This is a genomic window from Vibrio sp. RC2502, assembly GCF_054850435.1.
In genome coordinates this window covers 1411741-1434247 of the sequence record NZ_CM141453.1, presented here as the reverse complement: position 1 = coordinate 1434247, position 22507 = coordinate 1411741, and the positions used below count along the sequence as shown (strand labels likewise).

Here is a 22507-nt window from a genome sequence, read left to right as displayed (position 1 = left end):
ATTGCCTCGAGGTTTACTATTCCAGATTTCTATACCATCGAGAGCGCCATGAGTTTCTTGACAGGGAAATCAAACGTAGGCTCAACAAACTCATACTGGCCTGCGATCGTTTCTAACTCCGAACTCCCATTGTCATAAGTCAACTCTAGTACGCCATACACCGCATTATTGGTATGACGTAACGCTGCAACCGGAGACATACGCTTGACTAAACAGGCAGTAAACACCACCGCTGTTAAGTCCCCAACACCAGCAGGTGGCGTTTCAAAATCTAGCATCGGCCTTTGACTTAGATAGATAGATTTCGGTGTCGCTAGCATCATCGTGAAGTGTTCTTCAAGCTCAATATTTGTCACAAGGATGAGCTTCGGCCCCATTTCGAGGGCCTTTTGGCAAGCCTGCGTCGCTGATTCAACATTACTAATCTTGACTCCTGTAAACTGCTCCAGCACATACTTACTCGATACAATCACGTCGGCCATTGGCATCAGGCTCTCAAACAATGGAGTGTGAGATTCTTTATCAGCGATAGGCTCAGCTAGCTCTGGGTGACAGACATAAAGTACTTGGCGACTTTCCTCTTTAACTCGCGTAACCAACTCACAAACTGAATCGCGGAACTTTGAGTCCGTTTGATAACCCGCAATGACAGCGCCACATTCAGATAGCTGACGGAGGCTTTCTACACCATCCGTCAACGTTAGTAATTCATCGACAAGGCTTCTACCGACAAACACCTCATGGTCTTGTGTTTGTTGTGCATTTTGAACAGCGTGGATTGGCCATATGTCCAACCCCATTCGTTGAACAGGAAACCCGGTCACGCTGCTACTTAAATGCCTAACTACGCCGTAAGTTTTAATTGAAATGATACCTTTCATCGCTATGCCTACATTACTTTGCTTTACATCTATTCATTGAGTATTCGGCATAGCAATTACGCTCGAATCCCTCGCTATCAAGTGTTCTCACAAATTATCGAGGTTATCCATAAGCTGGTAGAAGAAACCAATTGAACGGCCGTATTCGTCTACACGGATGCGCTCATTCACACCATGGAAACCTTCAAACTCTGTTGTATTCTCCAACTGAATTGCCGTAATCGTGTAAACATCTTGTGCAAAATCACTGCGATCTTGATTGGAAATTGTTGGGAATTACACCGCTTTTGATAGGCGTTTTGCGGCCCCATCTAAGTCGACCTTAACTTCGATTTGCTCCACGCCTTTCATCTGCATTGAGCTAAAGTCTTGATCGCCTGCCGCCCAAGCTGAAACGCCCGCAGTAAAGGAAATTGCTGAAGCGACGCCAGCGAAAATTTTTGAATGTTTTGTCATGTCCATTTTCCTTTTCAATAGGAAGTAAATTGGATTATTGCTCGTTGATATGGTCAGTATTATCGAAAAGCGTTACCTCAACCAATCGCTTATGTAGGACCTAACCCTACAAACGGTTTCATCGTATAAGGACGTAATAGACAACCATCAAAAGCTTCACTCACAGAGCTCATCACCTTTGGGAGCTGGTGACATAGGAATGCGCCGAAGTGTTACAAGTCAGCGCTTTTTCTGATCTGCATGCTTCATGTGAACATCAATTTGAGGGTAAGAGATTTCAACATGATTCTCTTTGAAGAGTTGATTAATTCTCTTATTCACCAAATGCAATGTTGGTAAACGATCATCAATGGAGTTGATGTGAAATCGAAGCTCGAACTCTAAACTTCTATCGTCAGGGCATTAATCGTTTCCGGCCAAATCGACGAACACTGCCCTTGAGTAAGCTTAGTCAAAGATTCAATGATTCATTGTCTAACATGAACAAAAACGGGCATTGATGAGCTGGTAATAGCTCTACTGTTCAGGCTTTGAGTAGCAAGCGCATCACTCTTCGGTTTTTCGGTGCAGAACAAGGCTCAGATTTTACTTACACCATTTGTAGGATGGCGTCCTACAAATGCGATTATCTGCTTTTCATCTCTTCCCTTATCTTTGCCTCATCCAAGACAAACGAGACAACTTCATGAACACAATGCCGCACGAGCTGGTATGGGGTGAAATCTATTTCCCGCCGCTGCTTTTAGTCATCGGATTGGCTTACGTTCTGACCACGATGGTAACTTCGCTAGCAACGAGATGCGGACTACATAAGTACGTTGCATTCCCTGCACTGGCAGAGCTAAGTCTGATTGTCATTTTTACCGGCGTTATTGGCCAATTTATTTCGATCTTTTGAGGAAAGCACACTGTGATCAAACGTTATCTCATTACCCTTATTTTGTTGTGTACCGCGGGTACTGTGCTTTACACCCACTACCAAACATACACAAACAATCCATGGACGCGAGACGGACAGGTGAGTGCCTATGTTATCTCCATTACGCCTCGAGTCACTGGGCAGGTTACGCAGGTGTATGTTGCTGATAACTCAAAAGTAAAAAAGGGAGATTTGCTGTTTGAGATTGATCCAAGCACATACGTTGCGTCTTACCACAAAGCACTGGCAAACAAGAAACAAGCGACTGCATTGCTAGCAAAGGCACAAAATGAAGAACAGCGAGCACGAAAATTAGAGAAACGTACGCACGGTGCAGTGCCTGCGTTAACACTTAGCAATTTACACAATGCCGTACAAACAGCGCAGGCAAATGTTGAACTTGCGAAGGCGAACATTGAAGAAGCGCAGCTTAACTTGGACTTCACCAAAGTTTACGCGCCGACCGATGGTTACATCACCAATCTAAACGTTCGAGTGGGCTCTCAAGTGGTCGCTAACTCCCCTGTTGTCGCCCTTATTGATGAAAATAGCTTCTGGATTGAAGGTTACTTTAAAGAAACAGACCTCGCGGGCATTGCCCCTAACGACCGCGCAACTGTGACATTACTCATGCATGATGACGTCGCGTTAGAAGGCAAAATCAAAAGCATTGGTTTTGGCATTGCGAAAAAAGATGGCACAACAGGAAATGACCTTCTGCCAACAGTGAACCCTAACTTTCAGTGGATTCGCTTAGCTCAACGTATCCCAGTCAAAGTGACATTGAATGAAATGCCAAAAAATCTGCAGCTTCGCGTAGGCATGACGGCATCGATAAAAATCATCAAACACTAATTAGGTGAAGGTCATGCTGAGTTCATCGACTAAAGAAGCAATAAAAGCAGCGCTCTCAATTGTTGTCGCTATTTGCCTTGCACTGTGGTTTCAGTGGGAAAAACCTTATTGGGCGGCCATTGCGGTTGCTGTTATGGCACTAAATGAAAGCTTTGCCCACTCAATTCATAAAGGACACAACCGCGTTTGGGGAACGCTCATCGGAATCGCTTATGCGCTTTTCTTAATTGGTACGTTTCCTCAAGATCCATTTTTGTTTTTGAGCTTTTTAACTCTGTTTCTTGGCTTGTGTATTTTCATGTCGAGTGACGAGAAATATGGCTACATATTTTCGATGGCCTTTACGGTTTGTGCGTTAGTTGCTTGTATGGGTCAATTTGACGACCAAACTATATTTCATTTCGCGATATTACGACTTCAAGAAACAGTTCTAGGTGTAATAACATTCTCTGTTGTTTATCGAGTTATTTGGCCAGTAAATACTGAGCAGAAATTCATTCAGCAGTTTGAAAATAGTCGAACGTTGCTACTGGAAGCTCTTAAAAATAAGCACGACTTTAACCTTGAAGCGCTAGAAGCCAATTCAGGAAATATCAACAAGCTTTATCAACTGCTTAACCTACCGTTAAAAGGTAGCTATCGGCTCAGACAGCACCGACGTGCTTGGCTTGAGCGAGTCAACGAATTGACTCACATTCAAGACAAACTACTAAACAGAGGGGATAAGTCAAATTCAAACAGTGCAGAATGGAAAGCTCTAACCGAGCAGTTAGAAAATTTTTATGTAGATAAGCCTCAAACTTCGCTCATTGGTGTCAAAAATAGCAATAAAATAGAAAGCATTAACTCATCACTTCGCCAAGGGAAACGAACATTTTCCCAACATATCAAAGAGGATAAACGTAAAGTTTTTCACGGCGTGTCGATGTTCGTAACATCATTGCTCGTTTGGATTTATCTCCCAATACCCGGTGGTTCTATTTTTCCGATGATCGCAGCGGCTTTTTCTTGCATCCTACCGACAATGCCACCGAGCGTACTTAAAGATGCTTTCTTTGGTGTTATAGGCACAGGAACCGTAATTCTACTGGAGTACGTGTTTTTGATGCCACTCATGACTGAGCTATGGCAGTTAGCGTTATTTTACTTCATCAACACGATAGTAATTTGGGAGGTATTTTCAACACCCAAAATGCTGATTCATCGAGTTCTAGGGATTAATCTATTGGTTGTACTGACCTCCGGCGCGTTAAACCTGACTCCAATATATAGAATTGAAACACCAATTTTAATGCTGACGAATATTTTAATTATTCTTCTGATCGGCAAATTGTTTTCTGACCTGTTTTGTAAACCTCAAAATGTGCGCAGAGTTTAGAAACTCGATATTAATAGCCATGCTATTCATGTGATGAATTATCAAAATAAATTTTGAAATAACACATACACATTTTTAGAAAATGGGTATTTATAATATTAAAGAGAGACCATTGTGAAATTAAAAATAGGACTGGTATTTTTAACCACTTTATTTACCCAGTTAAGTTTTGCTCAAGATTCATTTTTCCCTATTTGGGGAGATGAAGCAGAAAAGCGTGGCTATTCACTGCCAAAACCTTATGGTCTTTCCCTTTCATACATGGATATGAGCAATCCAATCACGGTCAACAGTATTGATTTAACAGGACATCCGGTACTAGAGGCGCTTGATATTGATGCTAACCACGCCGATTTTAAAGGTTCCAATATTACTCTAAGGGGAGACGTGTGGATTTTCCCGTTTATGAATATCTATGGAATTATTGGTTATACCCAAGGCACGAGCACAGCAAAAATTAACGCTTTAAGTTGCGATACTTCCTCCGTGCAAGGTATCGGAAACAAAGTTCTGTGTTCGCTGCTCGATGCCGCGGGTGACGAACTACCGGATAGCGCCGCATTTGAGTTAGAGATGGACGGAGGAACCTATGGAGCAGGCACCACATTAGCTGGCGGTGTGGGAAATTGGTTCGCACTACTCGATATGAACTACACCTACACCAGCATAGCCGCCATTGATGGCAATATTAAAACCTTCGTGGCTGCCCCTAGAGTCGGATATCGCTGGCAATACGATGGCGGACGCGAACTGCGCGTATTTGTTGGAGCCATGTATCAAAATGTTCAACAAGAATTGTCTGGTGACCTCAAAAGCTTAAACCTACCACCACAACTACTTGGTTTAGTTGAAAACTTAAGCCCTAATGCAGACTTCAATGTCAGTCAAAGTGCCGATGAGAACTGGAACAGTGTGCTTGGTTTCCAATATGCCTTTAACAAAGACTGGGAGATATTGATGGAGGCCGGATTTGGGGAACGTGAGACCTTATTCTTTTCATTAGGTCGTCGATTCTAGGATTGAAAGCATGACAAGATTACTTCCTATTGTTTGTCTATTTCTATCTGGAGCAACTCTCGCCGAAGAGGCTTTGCAAGAGTCAGAAACGCATGAACTGACAAGCTATCAGCAATATCAAGCGTGGCTTGAGAACTTATTGCTGGAACTAGGCGCGGATGGTCAGTTCGATCCTGAAAAAGGCATCGACTGGAGTGTCATGCCCGGCCCCTTTTATACTCCAGAGAAAAAGTTTGGTATTGGCGTCTCGGCGGTCGGCCTCTATAAGCCAGATATCAATGACATCGACTCACAACCAAGCTCTATTACCGTTAACGGTTTTGGGTCAATAAATGGTGCTTATGGGGTATCTATCAACAATGCCAACTACTTAAACAACGATAAATACCGCTTGTTTGTTGACGCTGAACTAACGGATTCTCCCGATGTATTTCATGGTATGGGCGTTGATGCAGGAATGCACAATGAACGAGTTAATTATGACCGACGCAGTTATTCCGCCTCAATCACTGGTATGACGCGTGTATTACCATTTACCTACTTAGGCATAGGGCTCTCCTTTTTCCACAATGAAGCGTCCAACGCCAAACAAGAAAATACACACATCCCCTGGATAGGTGATGATTTGGCGGAGTTTCCTAGCACGCAGCGAAATATTGGCAGCATGCTCAACCTCACTTATGACTCTCGGGACTTCGCCCTAAATGCCTTAAAAGGCAGGCTGATTGAGCTTGAATACAAGCACTTCAGCACTGAATTAGGCTCAGATAATGATTTTGAACGTGTGAGGCTTAATTACAGCGATTATCGTGCCCTATCGTCAATTCCTGGTGTTTTGGCCTGGCAAATACGCTCCGAATCCAACTTCGGCGACGTGAGCTGGGATCAAATGGCAATGCTCGGAGGCGCTGAGGCTCTTCGTGGCTATCAACAAGGCCAATATCGCGGCAGAAATATGCTGATTTCCCAAGTAGAGTACCGGCAGCCGCTATCTGGGCGCCATGGCATAGTGTACTGGTTAGGAGCAGGCACACTGGCTGAAGAATTTGATCAACTGGGTCAAGACGAATGGCTCTACTCTGTCGGCGTTGGCTACCGATTTGAAATCAAGCAGCGAGTTAACCTGCGCTTAGATATCGGCTTTGGTAACGATCAAAGTGGATTTTACTTTGCAATTAATGAAGCGTTTTAACTGAAATGAACCGTATACTTTTTATATCTCTTTACACTGCCACCCTTTGTACCTTCTTGGCTGGATGCTCGTCCGACAATTGGGCAATTCATGCGATGCCAAGTTCGAATCAGGCCGCTGATATGCTCGCAGGTGATCTGAAGACCAATCAAAATTGGTATTTGGATGAGTCTCGCTACCCTCAATTGACCGTACCGCAGAACGTACGCCCGTGTTGTGCCTTTGGGGATATGCAGAAAGTCAAAATTGGGCCAGTTCCAGTGCCCTTTTTTCGACTGAACAACGTTGTCGAACTTGAGGAGATAGGCCCACACAAGTTTGCCAGCGGGATATATCACTACACACCGTCATCCTCATCGGCATTGGGTCATGGCGGTAGCGAAAATAACGGAATCTTATACACGCAAAAAGGTGGCTTTATCGACCTCGCCCATGTGCGCGATACCGCCGATGACACCATGGGCTTATTTTTCGAGATACTCGCCAACTTAGGCCAAGCCCATCGCATTGATTTACCTGCTGAATTAGGGCCAAGATACATCGAGATGGCCTCGTTCGACGCATCTTCTCTAACCGATGAACAAAGGTGGTCTGTGGCCGCTCATTTAGCCGCACGCTTAGCCTACTTCAAGGCTGAATCCCACGAGATCGCCCAGTGGCACGGCTACGCAAATTTTTCAGGTTGGCCAGAAACCATTTCCGCCTACTCGCTTGAAGATCTCTACTCCAACATGTTGGGAGCTAAAATTGTACTTAACCTCATTCAACAATATAAGATGCTGAGCGAAAGAGAATACAACCAAAATGTCAGCTTGCTTCTCAATGCAAGTCTGCAAGAACTTGGCGTCGTTGATAAATCTCAATCAAAACTGGTATTAGCCGCCGTCGACGGTAAATGGTGGAACTCACACGAGTCAATCCCAAGCAAATTCATGGTTCTGCAACGTCACTATGACCTAGGAGATGTACAAACGCCCCACCGACTAACACCGGAGTTATTAGGAAAAGAGAACTCGAACTTACAGTATCTCGCGCAATCTCCCGCGATAGTGCTCACCATACCAGCATCTGTAGAGTCGCTGGATCTAGATAACATTGCCAAGTTAGTACTTGAAGTAGCGCCGAGTTACGCAGATACCTTCAACCACATCCCAAAACGTATCTGGTCAGAGCGTATCGAACATACTCAGTTTCCTGTCATTGCCAAGTATGCAGAGTTACAAGATGGTCAAGAAATGAAAGCGTTAGATGTGACGGAGAAGTAATTTAGAGAAACAACAGCTGTACATGATCTCTCATTAAGAAAGACATACCCTAAAGTGTACGAATTCAGACCTGAGCTGGCAGCTACCCACTTTTAGACTCGGTGCCTGTCAGATTATATATGGGCTAGATTCCTTACAGCCCAGATTGATTTCTCATCCTCTAATGTTTCTATTGGCGTTTTACCACAGCACGTTTTTCATTGATGAGTACGATGATTGTTGTAGTACTCCACCCATTCACCCAGATATTTCTGCAACTCTTCCATTGAGCCATACAGTTTCTTTCTGAACGTAACTTGATAGAGCTCATTCAATATGGTTTTGTGGAAGCGTTCGCAGATCCCGTTTGCATTGGAACCGACATGCACATGAGCAGCAACCTAGCACCAGCAGGTACCCAATATACATCGCCGTTTGAGCTGATATTAGGTCATGGGTTACCACATTGAGAACAAGACTCAGATTTAAAGCCCGAATTAGTAGAGAAAGTCTTAATTTGAGGTTCGCCAGTTTACCGGCTTTGTTGCGTAATTCGGCCAGAGAACCAAACTGCCTGCAATTGAGTGATTCTTATACAACACACTGAGTTTCAGGCATACCAAGCCCTGTAAGTTTGTTCAGCGCTTTAATCATGGCGTAAGTTTCACCAACCTGAGCATTGTAGTTTCTCAGACTTAATCGCCCACCTAACAACTGCTTCACTCGATACATTGCTGTCTCTGATAGTGAGCGTTTATGGTAGCCGTACCGCTTTTTCCACTTATTGTTGGAGCCGTAGAGCTTCTGGCAACCTACCGCTAAATTCCTAGGGTGACCATTCTCCCAGAAGGCTGCCCCTTCTCTTGGAGGGATGAGTGGAACAGCTCGCTTGAACCGTATGGCATCATGGCAATCCCTTGTGTCATAAGCGCCATCACCAGATATCTCGATAATTCTTCGGCGTGTTTGCTTGAGCAAGTTAGGAAGGACTTCTGCATCGGTAACATTAGATAAACTCAGTTCTGCCGCGACGACTTCATGAGTACTGGTATCTACCGCTAAATGCAATTTTCTCCAGACCCTATGCTTCCCGTCAGTACCATGCTTCTTGACCTTCCATTCACCTTCGCCATAAACCTTGAGACCCGTCGCATCAATAGCTAGATGCTGTATTGCACCTCTAGTCTTGGGTTTAAATGAAACCTCGACTTGCTTAGTTCTTCGACTTATACAACTGTAATGTGGACAGACTATAGGGACGTTAGCCAATGAAAAAACAGAATAGATAAACCCTTGCAATGCTCTCAACGGCATTGAGAAAACTCGTTTCACCATAAGTGCAGTGGTAATGGCTAAGTCGCTGAACTGACGAGGTCTACCACGTTTATCTTGTTTACTCTGCTTCCACTGGCGAATGGCTTCTTCATCAATCCAGAAAGTGAGTGAACCACGGTTGATTAAGGCTTTGTTGTACTGTTTCCAGTTCGTTGTTTTGTAGCGAGGTTTCGGCATGAGACTATGGGAATTAACTTACTTAGCCGATCAGATCGTAACCTTCTGATTTAGTTCCCTCGAATTACGCAACAAAGCCCATACCACCTTAACCACTGAACACAACGCACAGTGAAAATGCCACGCGTTGCGAATCACTCTTAAACAGTTTGTTAGGCAAATGCTTCCAAGTTAGCAGGTTTAAACACCCCATTTTTCTACTAATGTAGATAGAGTTTATATAGCTTGTCGGAATGGGGCATAAACTCGTAGATTCGAGTTTTGGCATATACTGCCGACTCATGCCGGACTCTCTCTAACGCATTCTCGTTTCATCGGCAGACAAAAACGAATCACTTAACCGTGATACATCAATTTCAAACCAAACTGTTTGTGCACAACCACTCTTACATGGAATGAAACTATATAGAATTTCACTGACATGAGAGTTTGGTAAACGAAAATCGAACAAGCTAATTCCACCAATACTTCTTACAAACGGATGGACACGTTCCGATTTTCCTCCCCAACACTTTGTTTGGTCGATATCAGGTTCAGCAAAGATGAACCCTTGTCTGACTATGCTCATCGCATTCTCAATACTTGTCGAATGCCAAACTTTACCCTTTAGCTCAGTTGGTACTTTAGTTGACAATTTACAGCCTCTGTTTAGCTCAAAACCCGTATTTTATTATGAACGGCTGAATACGAGTAGTACCATTTGCCTAACGCCCAATTAAGGGGTGAACAACGCCTCCACCGAAACCTAAAGCATTGTGCCATAAACACTAAGTTTGAAGTAAAAGCAAAAGTGCCAAGCGTTGTGAATCCCTCTTGAATGCTTTGTTAGTTGCCAAGCCTAAAGCTTTTCTTTGAGGTTAATCGCCGCTTTGCCAACACTAGCTTTACGTGTTTTAAGAAACTCAAATCAGGCGCAGATTCAAAGCACCTGCTACTGAAATCACTTGGAAAAACAACACCGTAGAAAACGAACTGACAACACCAAAAAGACCTTTTGGAGAAACAATGCCACAAAGCTGACTTTCAACAAGTAAATCGGTTTCTGAAACGGAAAATTTAACCAAAAAAGAAACCTGAGAACGATTTTCACAAACCCAAACGATTGGAAATTGAAGTTCGAAACCTCACTCAAAACACACTGACTTTAACTCTAAACATTCTGCTTTAGCTGCGTTTTCCTCATTGGCAACTAACGCCGCATTAAGGGGCAGCAACGCGCTACCGCCAAACTTCAATTTACCACCGTAAACACAGATGCCAAGATTTAAACCAAACTCGCCACGCGTTGACTGTCCCTCTTGAATGCTTTGTTAGTTTCCAAGCCTAACGCTTTGATTTGAAGTTAATTGCAGCTTTGCCAACACGAACTTTACGTGTTTTAAACAACTTAAATCAGGCGCAGTTTCAAAGCGACTGTCACTGAAACCACTTGGAACACACAACGCCGTAGAAAACGGACTGACAAAACCTAAGAGCTCTTTTGGAAAGACAATGCTACAGAGCTAGCTTTCAACAAGTAAATCGGCTTCTGAAACAGAAACCCCAAACCGCACAAGGAACCAAAGCACGATTTTCACAAATCCAAATAACTAAAAATTGAAATACGAAAACCTAGCCAAAAACACATGGAGATCAGCCCTAAACATTCTGCTTTAGGTACATTTTTCCTCGTTGGCAACTAACGCCCTGTTAAGGTGTGAGCAACGCAATACCGATGCCGCCGCAAACCACCTTAAACACAAAACGCAACGCATAGTAAAAATGCCATGCGTTGCGAATCACTCTTAAACAGTTTGTTATAACTCTGATTTTGCCTTAGTCAATAGCTTATGAACTTCATCTGAGTTAGCGAAGTCTAAGCAATATGCTAATTCTATTGAACTACCACTTTTTGATTTATAAGAGTCAATATTCTCATTGCTCAATAACTCACTGAGCTCAAAAAATGCATCCAAAGGCAAATTAGAAAACTCTCTGTAGCCTTGCATTGCCGTTACCGCATCTTTGGCTACATCTGAGCCCTTGTAATAAGTCGCAATACAAGAAGAAAGTGCATATTTTTTAAATAACTGCTCATCACTTTGAGTGCTCAATGGACTTGCGCTTAATCCCACACTAAAAGTTGCAATAAATATAGTGCTGACTAATCCTCTAGTTTCCATAAGTACGCCTTCTTTGCTTGTGGGAAGTAACAACTATCCGTACATCTTGAGCCAGTCCAAATACTTGCATGCCCTGATGCATCTAGCCAAGTATCCACATCAACGACCAATATACCTTTGTAGTCAGCCAACTTATTCGCGTTGGGATTTTCAATTACAACCTCAGGATCACCAAACTTTTGATGCAAGAAGCTGATCAAATCCCTGACTCTGTAGATATACCAATTTCCCTGTCCACCAGATACAGTTTTATTTTTAATGTAAGGAACCTTAAAACCAGCATAATTAAGTGCATAGGACATCCGAATTGCACATGCATTTTCAAAACGGCCCTGCTCTGGTGTTAGCACATTGATATTGTGATTCACTTTACCACCAATTATTGTACCAACGTCCGATACATCTCGGTTAACCTTTGCAAAAGCCACTTTCATTTTTAGTAAGCTAGGACGTGCTGCCATTGAAAAACCTCCCCATCAATTGTTTGAACGAAAAGGTCTCACAAAATAAGCGACCATACTAACAACAAGTTAATCGTTCTTGAGGCTCTTCAAGATCAAAGGTGTAACAATGAAACTGACAAAAGAGTTATAACGCCCGCTTAAGTGGTGAGCAACGCAACACGAAGTTTCCGCATACCACCTAAATCACTAAATTTACCACAAACTACAAATGCCACGCGTTGCGAATCCGCCTTAAAGCGTTTGTTATGTGGTAGTCCCACGAAGACCAATTAAGTTTCCAAAAGGGTCTTCTATTTGGCACATTGAAAGCCCATTTTCTATTGCCATTGGGCCGCGATAAAGATAGGCACCAAGAGCTTCAAAGTGGGCTAACGCAACGTATAAGTTGCCAACAGACCAATAGATAACTGTGCCATTTTTATCTGTACCAACCTTTTCGTCTGCTTGGACAATTTCTAAGGAAAAACCATTTAGATCAAGTACAGTAAAATCGAAATCTGGATGATAAATTGGAACAGCTTCTGGAAAGGCTTTCTTATACCATTAAAGCCCTTTCGCGACATCTGGAACATGAACAAGAATAGCTAAAGGGGTCATAAGTTCTCTCCTACCACATAACGCCTTGTTAAGTTGCAGCTAACTGCCACGACACTCAAGCAAAGCCACCGTAATCACTGAACCCAACCGAACCAAAAATGCCACAGGTTAGCTGTCAGCTTGAACAATTTGTTGTGTGGCTCTCACTCGAAAGCTGGCAATGATTAAACGGACAAAACTTGTAACCACGAACCTTTCGTAACCCACAGTTGCCAGCGATAGCCTAAATTATTCAGCACCCTGCCTGCGTGGTTATCTAAACCTTTTTCACCAAAGAAAACGCCCAGACAGCGAGCACGATACGTTTTGGGAAAGCAAGTTTTCAGAGCGGAGTTTCAGCGAACACACTCGTTCAGACAAACCATTGCTGGCAGCGACTTTACGCCAACGAAACAAGCAACGAGTGAACAGTCAAAGATGACAACCGGCTGAGCCCCAAAACTCTGACGGCCACACAACGCCGCGTTAAGGGGTGCAGGCACGCAATACAAAAGCTACCGCACAGCGCCATAAACACTGAACCCAACGCATATTAAAAATGCCACGCGTGCCAAATCCCTCTTAAACGCTTTGTTATACGCACGATCGTTTAAGCCAAAATTCTACGACAAGCCCTACTTTGAAGCCATGATTTTTATGTGTATTGATGCACTCAAGTCAGGCTAAGACTTACCGCGGCTTGTCACTGGAACCACTTGGAACAAACCGCGTCGCAGAAAACGGGCCTGCAACACAAAAAAGCACTTTTGGAAAGACAATTTCACAATGAGGACTTTCAACAAACTCACTGAAACCACGTGAATTCACCACACCAGAGAAAGCGCCCTATCAGCAAGCAAACCAGCTTTTAGAAAGGCAAAATCACAGAGCTAAATCTCAACGAAAAACGCAGCCTGGACTAACCTTGAAAAATCAGCACCCAAGGAAAAAAACCACCGATAAACGGCAGGCCCAAACCGAGCAAAGAACTGAAGAAAACTAGGATTGGAGCAGGAAAATCTCAACGCCTCAAAACCAGAACTCAAGGCTGAAAACTGAAATTTTTGACCTGAGTTTTGAGGCTTTCTTCATATAGCGTATAACGCCCTGTTAAGGGGTGAGCAACGCAATACCTAAGCCGCCGCATACCACCTTAATCACTTAAACCAACGCATAGTAAAAATGCCACGCGTTGCGAATCCCTCTTGAACAGTTTGTTAGCTGACAATTTCACCGAGTGCATCTATCCATTGCTCTGGCTTCGCTACAATAAACTGGTAACACGTATTGTTGGCTAGTTTTATGCGAAATGCATCCGTGGTGATTGGAATTACACCACCACCTTTGCCCAAGCACTTAGCTACGGCAGCAATGTCTTGGCGCTTTAATTGATAAGGACCAAAGCCCAACTTTTCGTTGTACGGAATAAAAATCAAATCCGACTCCGTTAGTTCTAATTTCCCATCTGCTTTAGTCGCACCGACTTGAATTGTAGCTGTTGAAGACTTAATTACTTTATCAGACATAACGTACCCTCTTCCTTGATTTACTTTTGCCTGCTAACGCCCTGTTAAGGTGTGAGCAACGCAATACCAAAGCCGCCGCATACCACCTTAATCACTAAAACCAACGCATAGTAAAAATGCCACGCGTTGCGAATCACTCTTAAACAGTTTGTTATAAGTAATTTATGCCTCCAGCTTTAAAATTGCTTCTTGCATACTTTGTAACGCACTTTCCGTATATTTGACTAAATTGCGTAGTTCTGTGACTACTGGCTTTCCAGACAATGGCTGATCTTTACCAAAGAGAACTGAAAAGGATACTGATTGTGAATCAAAGCTAAAGTCGGTTATGTCCCCTCCAACTCGAGCAATGTTAAGAACGCCATCTGGTCCTATGTCTGCTACAAGTTTTCCAATAGTCAACCCACCCATTTTTATATTGGTAATTTCAGCTTTTGATGGGCAGAAAATAGGTATTAAAATAATATGCTTATCAGTAATATTTAAGTCATGGATTACATGTAGCAAACTATCCTCATTTCCATCTCTATATGGACATAAAGTAGTAGCTATAACTTCTGCAATATCGGGGCGACTAACCAGTATACCTTTACCTTTAGTCAAGCCTGAAACGAGCTCATTACGAGTATTTACTATTTTAATTTGTGTTTTGGGTGTAAGAGAGATGCCAGCAATATCTCTGATTAGTTCACAGTACGCAATGTCTAACGAAGATCTCAAATTGTGCACTGCATCTCCGATAATCAGCGGTATATCTGATGGTGGTTCTTTAGTCTGAGCCAACCTTAACAAGTAGTCACCATTGCTCTCATCTTTCTCAACCCATAGCTCGCAAAAATTTGAATCGACATAAGTACAACATAAATCGTGTAGGTCATTGATATGCTTTTTAGCTCTTTCAATTTTAAGTCTGGCTGACTCAAACATACATTTCGCACTCCCTTGTTTCCATTACTTATAACGCCCTGTTAAGGGGTGAGCAACGCAACACCAAAGCCGCTGCAGACCACCTTAATCACTTAAACCAACGCATAGTAAAAATGCCACGCGTTGCGAATCCCTCTTGAACAGTTTGTTAGCAATTAGAGCTAATTGTATTTATCACATACTGAAGATTTGCCAAAACTGTCATCATCCCTACAAGCTTCTTTTGTCGCGTCAATAACTGACTCATTACTAATCGGTGTCCAGTAATTTTCAGATACTAAATATTTAAGCTTCTTGTTCCCAGCACCAAGCCCTGTAAACTCTATAGCTTTTTCTAATTTATTGATAAAGCTATTAGATGAACTTGTTTTATAGTCAAGATACATTACAACTGATTCAGGCGTAACATAATCACGTGACGATAATGGCGGGAGTTTAAAGTTGATTGTAGATTTGGCAGGAATTACATAACCATCCATTCCTTTGTATTCATAAGCAGGCATGTAAGATTCATTACCACCTGGAATAGAAACGCTACGGCCATCAGCAGAAAAGTTTCCATAAACTTTTTCTGTAATTTTAAAGACAAACTCTTGCTGATCTGGAGTTGCTCTTAAATACTCAATTTTTTGATCGGTTGAGCTTTTATTAGTTAATTGAAATTCATAGCCTCTACCTACAGGTTTGATGTATTTTACTTCGATATCTCCAGTAAAATATGAAAAAATAAAATTAGAAAAAAATGCTAACAAGCCAGTAGCTGCTAACCAAAGAATAACTGGGTTAATTTTTCCCCAAATATTTATATTTGATTTTACATTTTGATTAACAGGCTGCTTTAAAGAGCGTTTTTTAACCTGTTTTTTCTTTTATTTTTACTTTTAGGCATTTTAATTTTTAAAACTGTTACTTTTCATCAATGATAACAATACCAGATAGATATTACTACTGGATGAGTTTTCGCGATAGTTGAAATGATTGCTAACGCCCGCTTAAGTGGTGAGCAACGCAATACGATGTTTCCGCACACCACTTAAATCACTAAACTTAACGCATGGTAAAAATGCCACGCGTTGCGAATCCGTCTTGAAGCGTTTGTTATGCCTCTGACTTACGGTAAACATCTGGATGCCAAATTTGCATTAGTATCTCTGGATTTTCAATTGGTTGGAAACCGTATTGCGCGTACAAACCATGCGCATCTCTTGTTGCCAATACCATACGCCTTAAACCTTGCAGATCAGGGTGAGACACTATTCTTTCAACGAGCCACTTGCTCAAACCTTTTCCTCGGTGCATCTCTACTATGAATACATCAACAAGGTAAGCAAACGTTGCTTTGTCTGTTATCAGGCGAGCAAAGCCTACTTGAAAATCATGGCTATCATAGACACCAAAGCAAAGGGAATTTGAAATGGCTTTTTCTAGGGTATGTTTTGGTATTCCTGACGCCCAGTAACTTTCTGAGATAAATTCGTAGATCACCTCAAAGTTGAGGTGACTTTTATCCGTGCTGATTCTGTATCCTTGCACCATTTTTCCTCCTTGAGGCATAACGCCCTGTTAAGGGGTGAACAACGCAGTACCGATGCCGCCGCATACCACCTTAATCACTTAAACCAACGCATAGTGAAAATGCCACGCGTTGTGAATCCCTCTTGAACAGTTTGTTATATTTTTCTATTCCGCAAATTTAATTTCAGTTGTCACATATACTGGTATATTCAGTGAGTTAGACTCGGATGGTACGTATTCAACTTTACTTAACGCTTTTAAGGCAATTAAATCCCATTCACCCTTAGGGGACGACTCAACAATTTTAGGATTAAATATCTCGCCATTCGAATCTATTAAATAGTTAATTAGTACATAACCACCTGTTTTTGGCACCTTTATATTAGACTTTAAACTAAATCTAAAATCCTCTGACGACTGAACCCAATAATCACCTAATTCATGTTGCTCAACTTTTATTGGAGATTGTGTCAGATACACTTCCTGTTTTGATGCACAACCACATAAAATTAAAAAACTTAGTGACAATATACTCAGTTTTTTCATATACACTCCTTGTAAAATATAACGCCCTGCTAAGGGGTGAGCAACGCAATACCTAAGCCGCCGCAAACCACCTTAATCACTAAATTCAACGCACAGTAAAAATGCCACGCGTTGCGAATCCCTCTTGAGCAGTTTGTTAGCTGTGTTTTACAACACGAGCTTTGCTCCCAACATACCAAGAGCTAAGATAGCTACCATCGTAAACCAAAGGTAAATCATAAAAGATATGTATAACGAAAATAAACCTCTCACAGCTTTATCTAAGTTTGCACCTTCATCGTGCTGTAAGAAGTACGCTAGTTCTGCTGTAGGTATTGATCCAGCAAAGCTCTTAAATTTGAACTTTACCATCATCAAGCCCATTGAGACTGGAAGACTAGATACTAATAAAATGATTCCCACCGAAACCCAGACATTCTCAGGGGATTCATTACCTAAAACTACTGCTGCCCCGATCAACACTAAAAGCATTCCCAGAAAGCCCTTAAAAGATGACAACAATGAGTCTCTTGTTTTTATATACAGCCAGAATAGCGGCTTATCGAATTTTCTCATTTTTTCCTCAAACAGCTAACGCCCAATTAAGGGGTGAACAACGCCTCCACCCAAACCTAAAACATTGTGCCGTAGACACTTAAGCTGATTCAAAGCAAAAATGCCGAGCGTTGTGAATCCCTCTTAAATTGCTTGTTATGTTTTACCACAAACACATGATTTACTTGAGAAAGAACTGCTATTTCTAACTAGTTTTCTGAAGCAAACCACAAGGTAAAAGGCAACTTGGCCACCAAAAGCGACCAACCTAAAACAAGCAAGTCCACTTCCCTGCCCAATGAGGCAACCCGACTAAGCTCCAACAAGCGCCCTATTTTTCCAACCAAAGCGCAGGGCAATGCTTAATTGCCGAGGCAACTGCCAAGCCGAAATGCTGATTGGCTAAGAACCTAAATGCGACTTAAAGCCACTTAAACTAGAAGCCAACCGCCACGACCTGACAATGAAGCAACCCACGAACATTGGCATGTTTTACGGGCGGAGAGATTCAAGAACTTAGGCCGACAATGCGGATTTGCTGAGTCTACTAGGGACGAATTGCTTAAGGGACAAAGAACTAGAGCCTAAGACCTTTAAGCCTTTGAATTACAAGTAAACATAACGCCGCGTTAAGTAGTGAGTAACGCAACCACCTAACTTAAACCATTACATCTTAAACACCAAACTCATTTTGAACTGAGAATGCCACGCGTTGCGAATCTGTCTTTAACGCTTTGTTATGGGTCTTTACCATCTATAATTACAGTAAAATTAATGAGGTTGGTACATGGAAATACCGAGTTTAGTTACAGCTGTCACCATTTTATTTGAGAAGCTTTGGAAAGCACCGCTCTTGCCCCATTTGACTGCAACAACGTTGTTAGGTGCACTAACCCATCCAAAAATATTTGAAAACACTCAGTTTTATGAAGCACTGCAAACATATCAACCAAGTTTAAACCTAGCTCTACTGTTATATGGTTGCTTTATCATACTTAAGTTAATGAATTACATATCATATCTGTATTTTTACATTTTACGCTTAATTACGTTAAAGACATTAAGTGAAAATGAGCGCAAATTAATTAGAGTCTTAACCACGAAAGAAGGATGCTGTGAAACTTTCAATTCTGATTTACCTGAACTAAACAGCTTACTTAGAAAAAAAGTTTTTAAGTATCCGAAAATTTTTGTAGGTGGTGTCATCGGCTTTTCAACTGTAGAACTATCCGATTGGGCTAAGACTCTCATATATCGCCATAAAACTATTCTAACTAAGTTGCATACAAACTGAACTGAGCCATAACGCTCTGTTAAGGTGTGAGCAACGTAATACAGATGCTTCCGCATACCACCTTAACCACTAAACTTAACGCATAGTAAAAATGCCACGCGTTGCGAATCACTCTTGAACAGTTTGTTAGCTCACGGTTGCAATAGGTTCAAGCCAATCAGATGATGTATGTATATTGTCACCTTCAAACCACAGCATTCCTATATCCATCCAGTTTAATAACTGGATAACCTTATTATCTGGCTTTTCTGGCAGAAGAATAGCTATATGTGGCTCATCATCACCTTTGAGCTCATACCAGTAATCAAATAACTGACCGATCGCCATACGTATGTTTGATCTTTCAATAGAGCTTTTTACTTCAATAATTAAATCGTTCTCATCACCGTCATAATCTTTAACAAGAACGTCAAACATACATGAGTCATCACACCCTTCCAGTAATGTGAAGCTGGAAAGACTATTTAATACTTTGTTTGTAAGCTGGTTATGAATTCTTCTTTGTTTGATAGTTCCTGAGTGTTTTATAACTTTAACATCAGTTTCATCTTTCAATGGAAGCTCTGCTGTATTTTTTGTATCTTTCTTCTCTAATAATTTCTTTTTTGCTTTTTTGCCTGGAGTGCTTATGAAATCAGGAATATCTCTTCCTACTTGGTCTAGGTCAGCAGCATCAGTGATTCCACCTACTCCGTATAGCTTGATCATGGCATCATACTGATCAGGTAAGCTCTTACCTTGAACTTCTAATTTTTTCAGTAAGTTTTTCACCCACTCGTTTCCATTGATAAGTGGAAACTTTATTTCTGCGTCAAGCATGAAGAACGTAGGTGTTAAAAAGTACTCAGGCTTCATCAATTGATCTGGATGATTTGCCTTTGGTATTCCAGGGGTGTTAGCTATTTGAGTGATTATTCTTTTTCGGTCTTCGGAGTTCTTGGCCAAGAAAGCACTTTTATACATAGGCAGCAGTATGTCAAAATTATCTTCTATCCATACGTAAGCACTATTACGATATGCTTTATAGAAATTGGTGAATCCAGTATGCTTTGATACTTCTACAGTAATATTTGAATCTTGAAGTATATCTGCAACATCCTTAGCAACTTCATCAATACTTACTTTTTTATAATCTCTGTTAAAGATTGCAGCTAATGCAGGGATTTTAGTGCTCGATATATAGCTAGCGTTTTCACCTTCGTAACTGTTGGTGATCCACGATAATTTTGATAAACCATAAAGCTGCTTTGCTGAAATACTCTCTTTTGAAAAGATATATTTGGCAATTCTACGAACTAATTTATTTGTATCTCTTTGTCTATTCGCCCAATCTACAGACATAATACGATCCCTCTTTCAGTGAGCTAACGCCCTGCTAAGGGGTGAGCAACGCAATACCGATGTTGCCGAAAACCACCTTAATCACTAAATTCAACGCATAGTGAAAATGCCACGCGTTGCGAATCCCTCTTGAGCAGTTTGTTAGTTTGCAAACCCAACGCGTTGATTTTACTTCATTTTAAACTTTGCAAACAACAAACCTTATGTGCTTTGATGCATTTAGGTCAGGCGTAGTCTAAAAGCGGCTAGTCAATGAAACCATTTGGAACAAACAACTCCGCAGAAAACGAACTCACAACACCAAAAAGCGCTTTTGGAAAACCAATCTCACAATGAGGACTTTCAACAAAGTCACTGAAACCACGTGACCTTTCCACACCAGAGAAAACGTCATTTCAGCGAGTAAGTCAGCTTTTGTACCAACAAACTCAACGAGCAGAGCTTCAGCAAAAAAGCTCAACTCAGTTAACCCAAAAAGTCGCCGCACCAAAGAACAAATCAACCGTTGAAACGATGCCAATTTTGAATTTTCACCACGTTAGTTAACACTGAAATTGAACGCCGATACGACAATTTCAACTTTGAGCTTTTACCACTAGATCTTGCGATATAGCTGCGTTTTTCCTCTTGCAAACTAACGCCCTGTTAAGGTGTGAGCAACGCAATGCCGAAGCCGCCGCATACCACCTTAACCACTAAAACCAACGCATAGTAAAAATGCCACGCGTGCCGAATCACTCTTAAATTGTTTGTTATGTACGTGTTTGCAAGTGATGACTCAAAGCTTCAATTTGCTGTTCGTGAAGATGAATTAACGGGCTAATTAACTGCGCTTCCTTACCACCTTGCTTCAGGATCCTTAAAACTGTTTCCGGATCACTATATAAATTCAAGAAAGAAACCCCGACACTGTCAAAGCAGTACTTCAACTCACGAGCAGAATTTATAGCGTCTGCGTACGAAGATACAGAAAAACGACGTTGGCCATTACCATTTATACTTCCAAGTTCAGCCCCCAGAATTAGACGCATATTTTTAATTTTCAAGAACTCAACAGCTACATCACAAACAGCATCAAAGTCTGATATATGATCAATACAGCTCATATGTATGTGCCAATGACAATCGTCTACTTTTAGCTTAAAAGTACGTTGGGATTTCACATATTTCCAACTAGGAAGAAGAGAACTCAACTCATTCAAAAATACACTCTGTAGTTCAGATACTTTCATATTCCCTCTAAGTACATAACGCCCTGTTAAGGTGTGAGCAACGCAATACCGATGCCAACGCATACCACCTTAAACACTAGACGCAACGCATAGTGAAAATGCCATGCGTTGCGAATCACTCTTGAACAGTTTGTTAAACGGCTTCTACCCAAGTGTATTGCTCACCTTTTAACAACCTTGTTGTCGGTTTATTGATAAGTGTTTTTCTCCAACGAAGGATTAGATACTCTTCAATTTCTGAACGACCGAAATCAACACCAATAAATGAAATTTGATAAGTATCAGAAATATACTGTCTCAATAAATCGAGATCGCTAATTTCATTTTCAATTCCAACTTTCTTTGTAAACGCATGATTAACCGGACGCATTAGATCACCCATTCGACTGTGAACTCCAGAGGTCTCGCCGACATACACAGGGGTGCCACTTTCCCAAATGACATACACACCGCCACCATGAGGGAAGTTACTCCGCCAATTCACTGCAAATGGCTGATGTCTATCAGCAATTCGTAATTGTTTTTCAGCACTTTGCAGTAGCTGCTTCGTATTCATTTTTACCTCATAGCCGTTTAACGCCGCATTAAGGGGTGAACAACGCAAACCACCCTACCTAAACCATTGTGCCGTAGACACTAAAGTTAATTCAAACCAAAACTGCCAAGCGTTGTGAATCCCTCTTGAATGCTTTGTTAGTTGCCAGATCCAAGGCTTTGATTTGGAGTTGATTACCGCTTTGCCTACACTGTTTTTACGTGCTTTGAAAAACTCAAATCAGGCGTAGTTTCAAAGCGCCTGCCAATGAAACCACTTGGAACAGATAGCGCCGTAGAAAACGGACTAACAACACCAAAAAAATCTTTTGAGAAGACAATATTGAAAGCTGACTTTCAACAAACAAATCGGTTTCTGAAACAGAAAATCCAACCACAAAA

22 protein-coding genes and 2 pseudogenes are annotated in these 22507 nt (G+C 41.7%); 7 read left to right on the top strand and 17 right to left on the bottom strand.

Features of this window, described 5'->3' with window-relative positions; translation table 11 throughout:
* Positions 1-29 precede the first annotated feature (29 nt).
* The 3 genes from pdxY to ACYJZR_RS06845 all read right to left on the bottom strand — a co-directional run bounded on the left by pdxY (position 30) and on the right by ACYJZR_RS06845 (position 1688).
* Positions 30-881 (bottom strand): pyridoxal kinase, encoded by an 852-nt coding sequence (pdxY, locus tag ACYJZR_RS06855; protein ID WP_461715860.1) that lies wholly within the window; start codon positions 879-881, stop codon positions 30-32.
* Positions 882-1157: 276 nt separating this feature from the next.
* Positions 1158-1337 (bottom strand): hypothetical protein, encoded by a 180-nt coding sequence (locus ACYJZR_RS06850; protein WP_020903854.1) that lies wholly within the window; start codon positions 1335-1337, stop codon positions 1158-1160.
* Between the two features lie 219 nt (positions 1338-1556).
* Entirely contained in the window at positions 1557-1688 is a 132-nt protein-coding gene (locus ACYJZR_RS06845) for a hypothetical protein (protein ID WP_370623268.1), read from the bottom strand.
* Between the two features lie 334 nt (positions 1689-2022).
* On the opposite strand from ACYJZR_RS06845, the gene ACYJZR_RS06840 reads away from it, so the two are divergent.
* From ACYJZR_RS06840 to ACYJZR_RS06815, 6 genes are all read left to right on the top strand, one after another.
* Positions 2023-2235 carry a DUF1656 domain-containing protein gene (locus ACYJZR_RS06840; RefSeq protein WP_005454886.1) on the top strand — a complete coding sequence of 71 codons (213 nt, stop codon included), beginning with the start codon at positions 2023-2025 and terminating at the stop codon, positions 2233-2235.
* Between the two features lie 12 nt (positions 2236-2247).
* Positions 2248-3111 carry an HlyD family secretion protein gene (locus ACYJZR_RS06835; RefSeq protein WP_461715859.1) on the top strand — a complete coding sequence of 288 codons (864 nt, stop codon included), beginning with the start codon at positions 2248-2250 and terminating at the stop codon, positions 3109-3111.
* Positions 3112-3124: 13 nt separating this feature from the next.
* Positions 3125-4489, top strand: coding sequence for an FUSC family protein (locus ACYJZR_RS06830; RefSeq protein ID WP_025570735.1), 1365 nt, complete (start codon positions 3125-3127; stop codon positions 4487-4489).
* Positions 4490-4603: 114 nt separating this feature from the next.
* Complete coding sequence (locus ACYJZR_RS06825; protein WP_140243386.1) at positions 4604-5506, top strand: hypothetical protein; 903 nt, start codon at positions 4604-4606, stop codon at positions 5504-5506.
* A 10-nt stretch (positions 5507-5516) separates the two neighbouring features.
* Positions 5517-6698 (top strand): BamA/TamA family outer membrane protein, encoded by a 1182-nt coding sequence (locus ACYJZR_RS06820; RefSeq protein ID WP_406966322.1) that lies wholly within the window; start codon positions 5517-5519, stop codon positions 6696-6698.
* Positions 6699-6793: 95 nt separating this feature from the next.
* A complete protein-coding gene (locus ACYJZR_RS06815; protein ID WP_406966321.1) occupies positions 6794-7963 on the top strand; it encodes a DUF4056 domain-containing protein in 1170 nt (389 codons plus the stop codon).
* 113 nt (positions 7964-8076) lie between these two features.
* Here ACYJZR_RS06815 and ACYJZR_RS06810 read toward each other — a convergent pair.
* The 11 genes and pseudogenes from ACYJZR_RS06810 to ACYJZR_RS06760 form a co-directional block, all read right to left on the bottom strand.
* A pseudogene (locus tag ACYJZR_RS06810) lies at positions 8077-8310 on the bottom strand (integrase core domain-containing protein); the annotation flags it as partial.
* A 223-nt stretch (positions 8311-8533) separates the two neighbouring features.
* Positions 8534-9454 carry an IS5-like element ISVpa3 family transposase gene (locus ACYJZR_RS06805; RefSeq protein ID WP_406966320.1) on the bottom strand — a complete coding sequence of 307 codons (921 nt, stop codon included), beginning with the start codon at positions 9452-9454 and terminating at the stop codon, positions 8534-8536.
* 1796 nt (positions 9455-11250) lie between these two features.
* On the bottom strand, positions 11251-11616 hold the full coding sequence (locus tag ACYJZR_RS06800; protein WP_025537001.1) for a T6SS amidase immunity protein Tai4 family protein: 366 nt from the start codon (positions 11614-11616) through the stop codon (positions 11251-11253).
* Positions 11598-12077: a type VI secretion system amidase effector protein Tae4 gene (locus ACYJZR_RS06795; RefSeq protein ID WP_025537003.1), complete on the bottom strand. Its 480-nt coding sequence runs from the start codon at positions 12075-12077 to the stop codon at positions 11598-11600. Before ACYJZR_RS06795 ends, ACYJZR_RS06800 begins: the two co-directional genes overlap by 19 nt.
* 246 nt (positions 12078-12323) lie before the next feature.
* A pseudogene (locus ACYJZR_RS06790) lies at positions 12324-12677 on the bottom strand (VOC family protein).
* A 1196-nt stretch (positions 12678-13873) separates the two neighbouring features.
* Positions 13874-14182: a hypothetical protein gene (locus tag ACYJZR_RS06785; RefSeq protein WP_025594887.1), complete on the bottom strand. Its 309-nt coding sequence runs from the start codon at positions 14180-14182 to the stop codon at positions 13874-13876.
* A gap of 162 nt (positions 14183-14344) precedes the next feature.
* Positions 14345-15109 carry a hypothetical protein gene (locus tag ACYJZR_RS06780; RefSeq protein WP_085576710.1) on the bottom strand — a complete coding sequence of 255 codons (765 nt, stop codon included), beginning with the start codon at positions 15107-15109 and terminating at the stop codon, positions 14345-14347.
* A 161-nt stretch (positions 15110-15270) separates the two neighbouring features.
* Entirely contained in the window at positions 15271-15861 is a 591-nt protein-coding gene (locus ACYJZR_RS06775) for a hypothetical protein (protein ID WP_069501442.1), read from the bottom strand.
* A 346-nt stretch (positions 15862-16207) separates the two neighbouring features.
* Positions 16208-16663, bottom strand: a complete 456-nt coding sequence (locus tag ACYJZR_RS06770) for a GNAT family N-acetyltransferase (RefSeq protein WP_080341997.1) — start codon at positions 16661-16663, stop codon at positions 16208-16210.
* Between the two features lie 126 nt (positions 16664-16789).
* Positions 16790-17170 (bottom strand): TonB family protein, encoded by a 381-nt coding sequence (locus ACYJZR_RS06765; protein ID WP_406966319.1) that lies wholly within the window; start codon positions 17168-17170, stop codon positions 16790-16792.
* Positions 17171-17317: 147 nt separating this feature from the next.
* The gene (locus ACYJZR_RS06760) at positions 17318-17725 is read right to left on the bottom strand and encodes a hypothetical protein (protein ID WP_406966318.1); all 408 of its coding nucleotides are present in this window, start codon (positions 17723-17725) and stop codon (positions 17318-17320) included.
* Positions 17726-18491: 766 nt separating this feature from the next.
* Here ACYJZR_RS06760 and ACYJZR_RS06755 point away from each other — a divergent pair.
* Positions 18492-18998 carry a hypothetical protein gene (locus tag ACYJZR_RS06755; RefSeq protein WP_406966317.1) on the top strand — a complete coding sequence of 169 codons (507 nt, stop codon included), beginning with the start codon at positions 18492-18494 and terminating at the stop codon, positions 18996-18998.
* A 126-nt stretch (positions 18999-19124) separates the two neighbouring features.
* Here the strand turns inward: ACYJZR_RS06755 and ACYJZR_RS06750 are convergent, their stop codons facing one another.
* The 3 genes from ACYJZR_RS06750 to ACYJZR_RS06740 all read right to left on the bottom strand — a co-directional run bounded on the left by ACYJZR_RS06750 (position 19125) and on the right by ACYJZR_RS06740 (position 22127).
* Complete coding sequence (locus tag ACYJZR_RS06750; protein ID WP_406966316.1) at positions 19125-20339, bottom strand: hypothetical protein; 1215 nt, start codon at positions 20337-20339, stop codon at positions 19125-19127.
* A gap of 752 nt (positions 20340-21091) precedes the next feature.
* Positions 21092-21571: a hypothetical protein gene (locus ACYJZR_RS06745; protein WP_406966315.1), complete on the bottom strand. Its 480-nt coding sequence runs from the start codon at positions 21569-21571 to the stop codon at positions 21092-21094.
* A 133-nt stretch (positions 21572-21704) separates the two neighbouring features.
* Entirely contained in the window at positions 21705-22127 is a 423-nt protein-coding gene (locus ACYJZR_RS06740) for a hypothetical protein (protein ID WP_005433788.1), read from the bottom strand.
* Positions 22128-22507 lie beyond the last annotated feature (380 nt).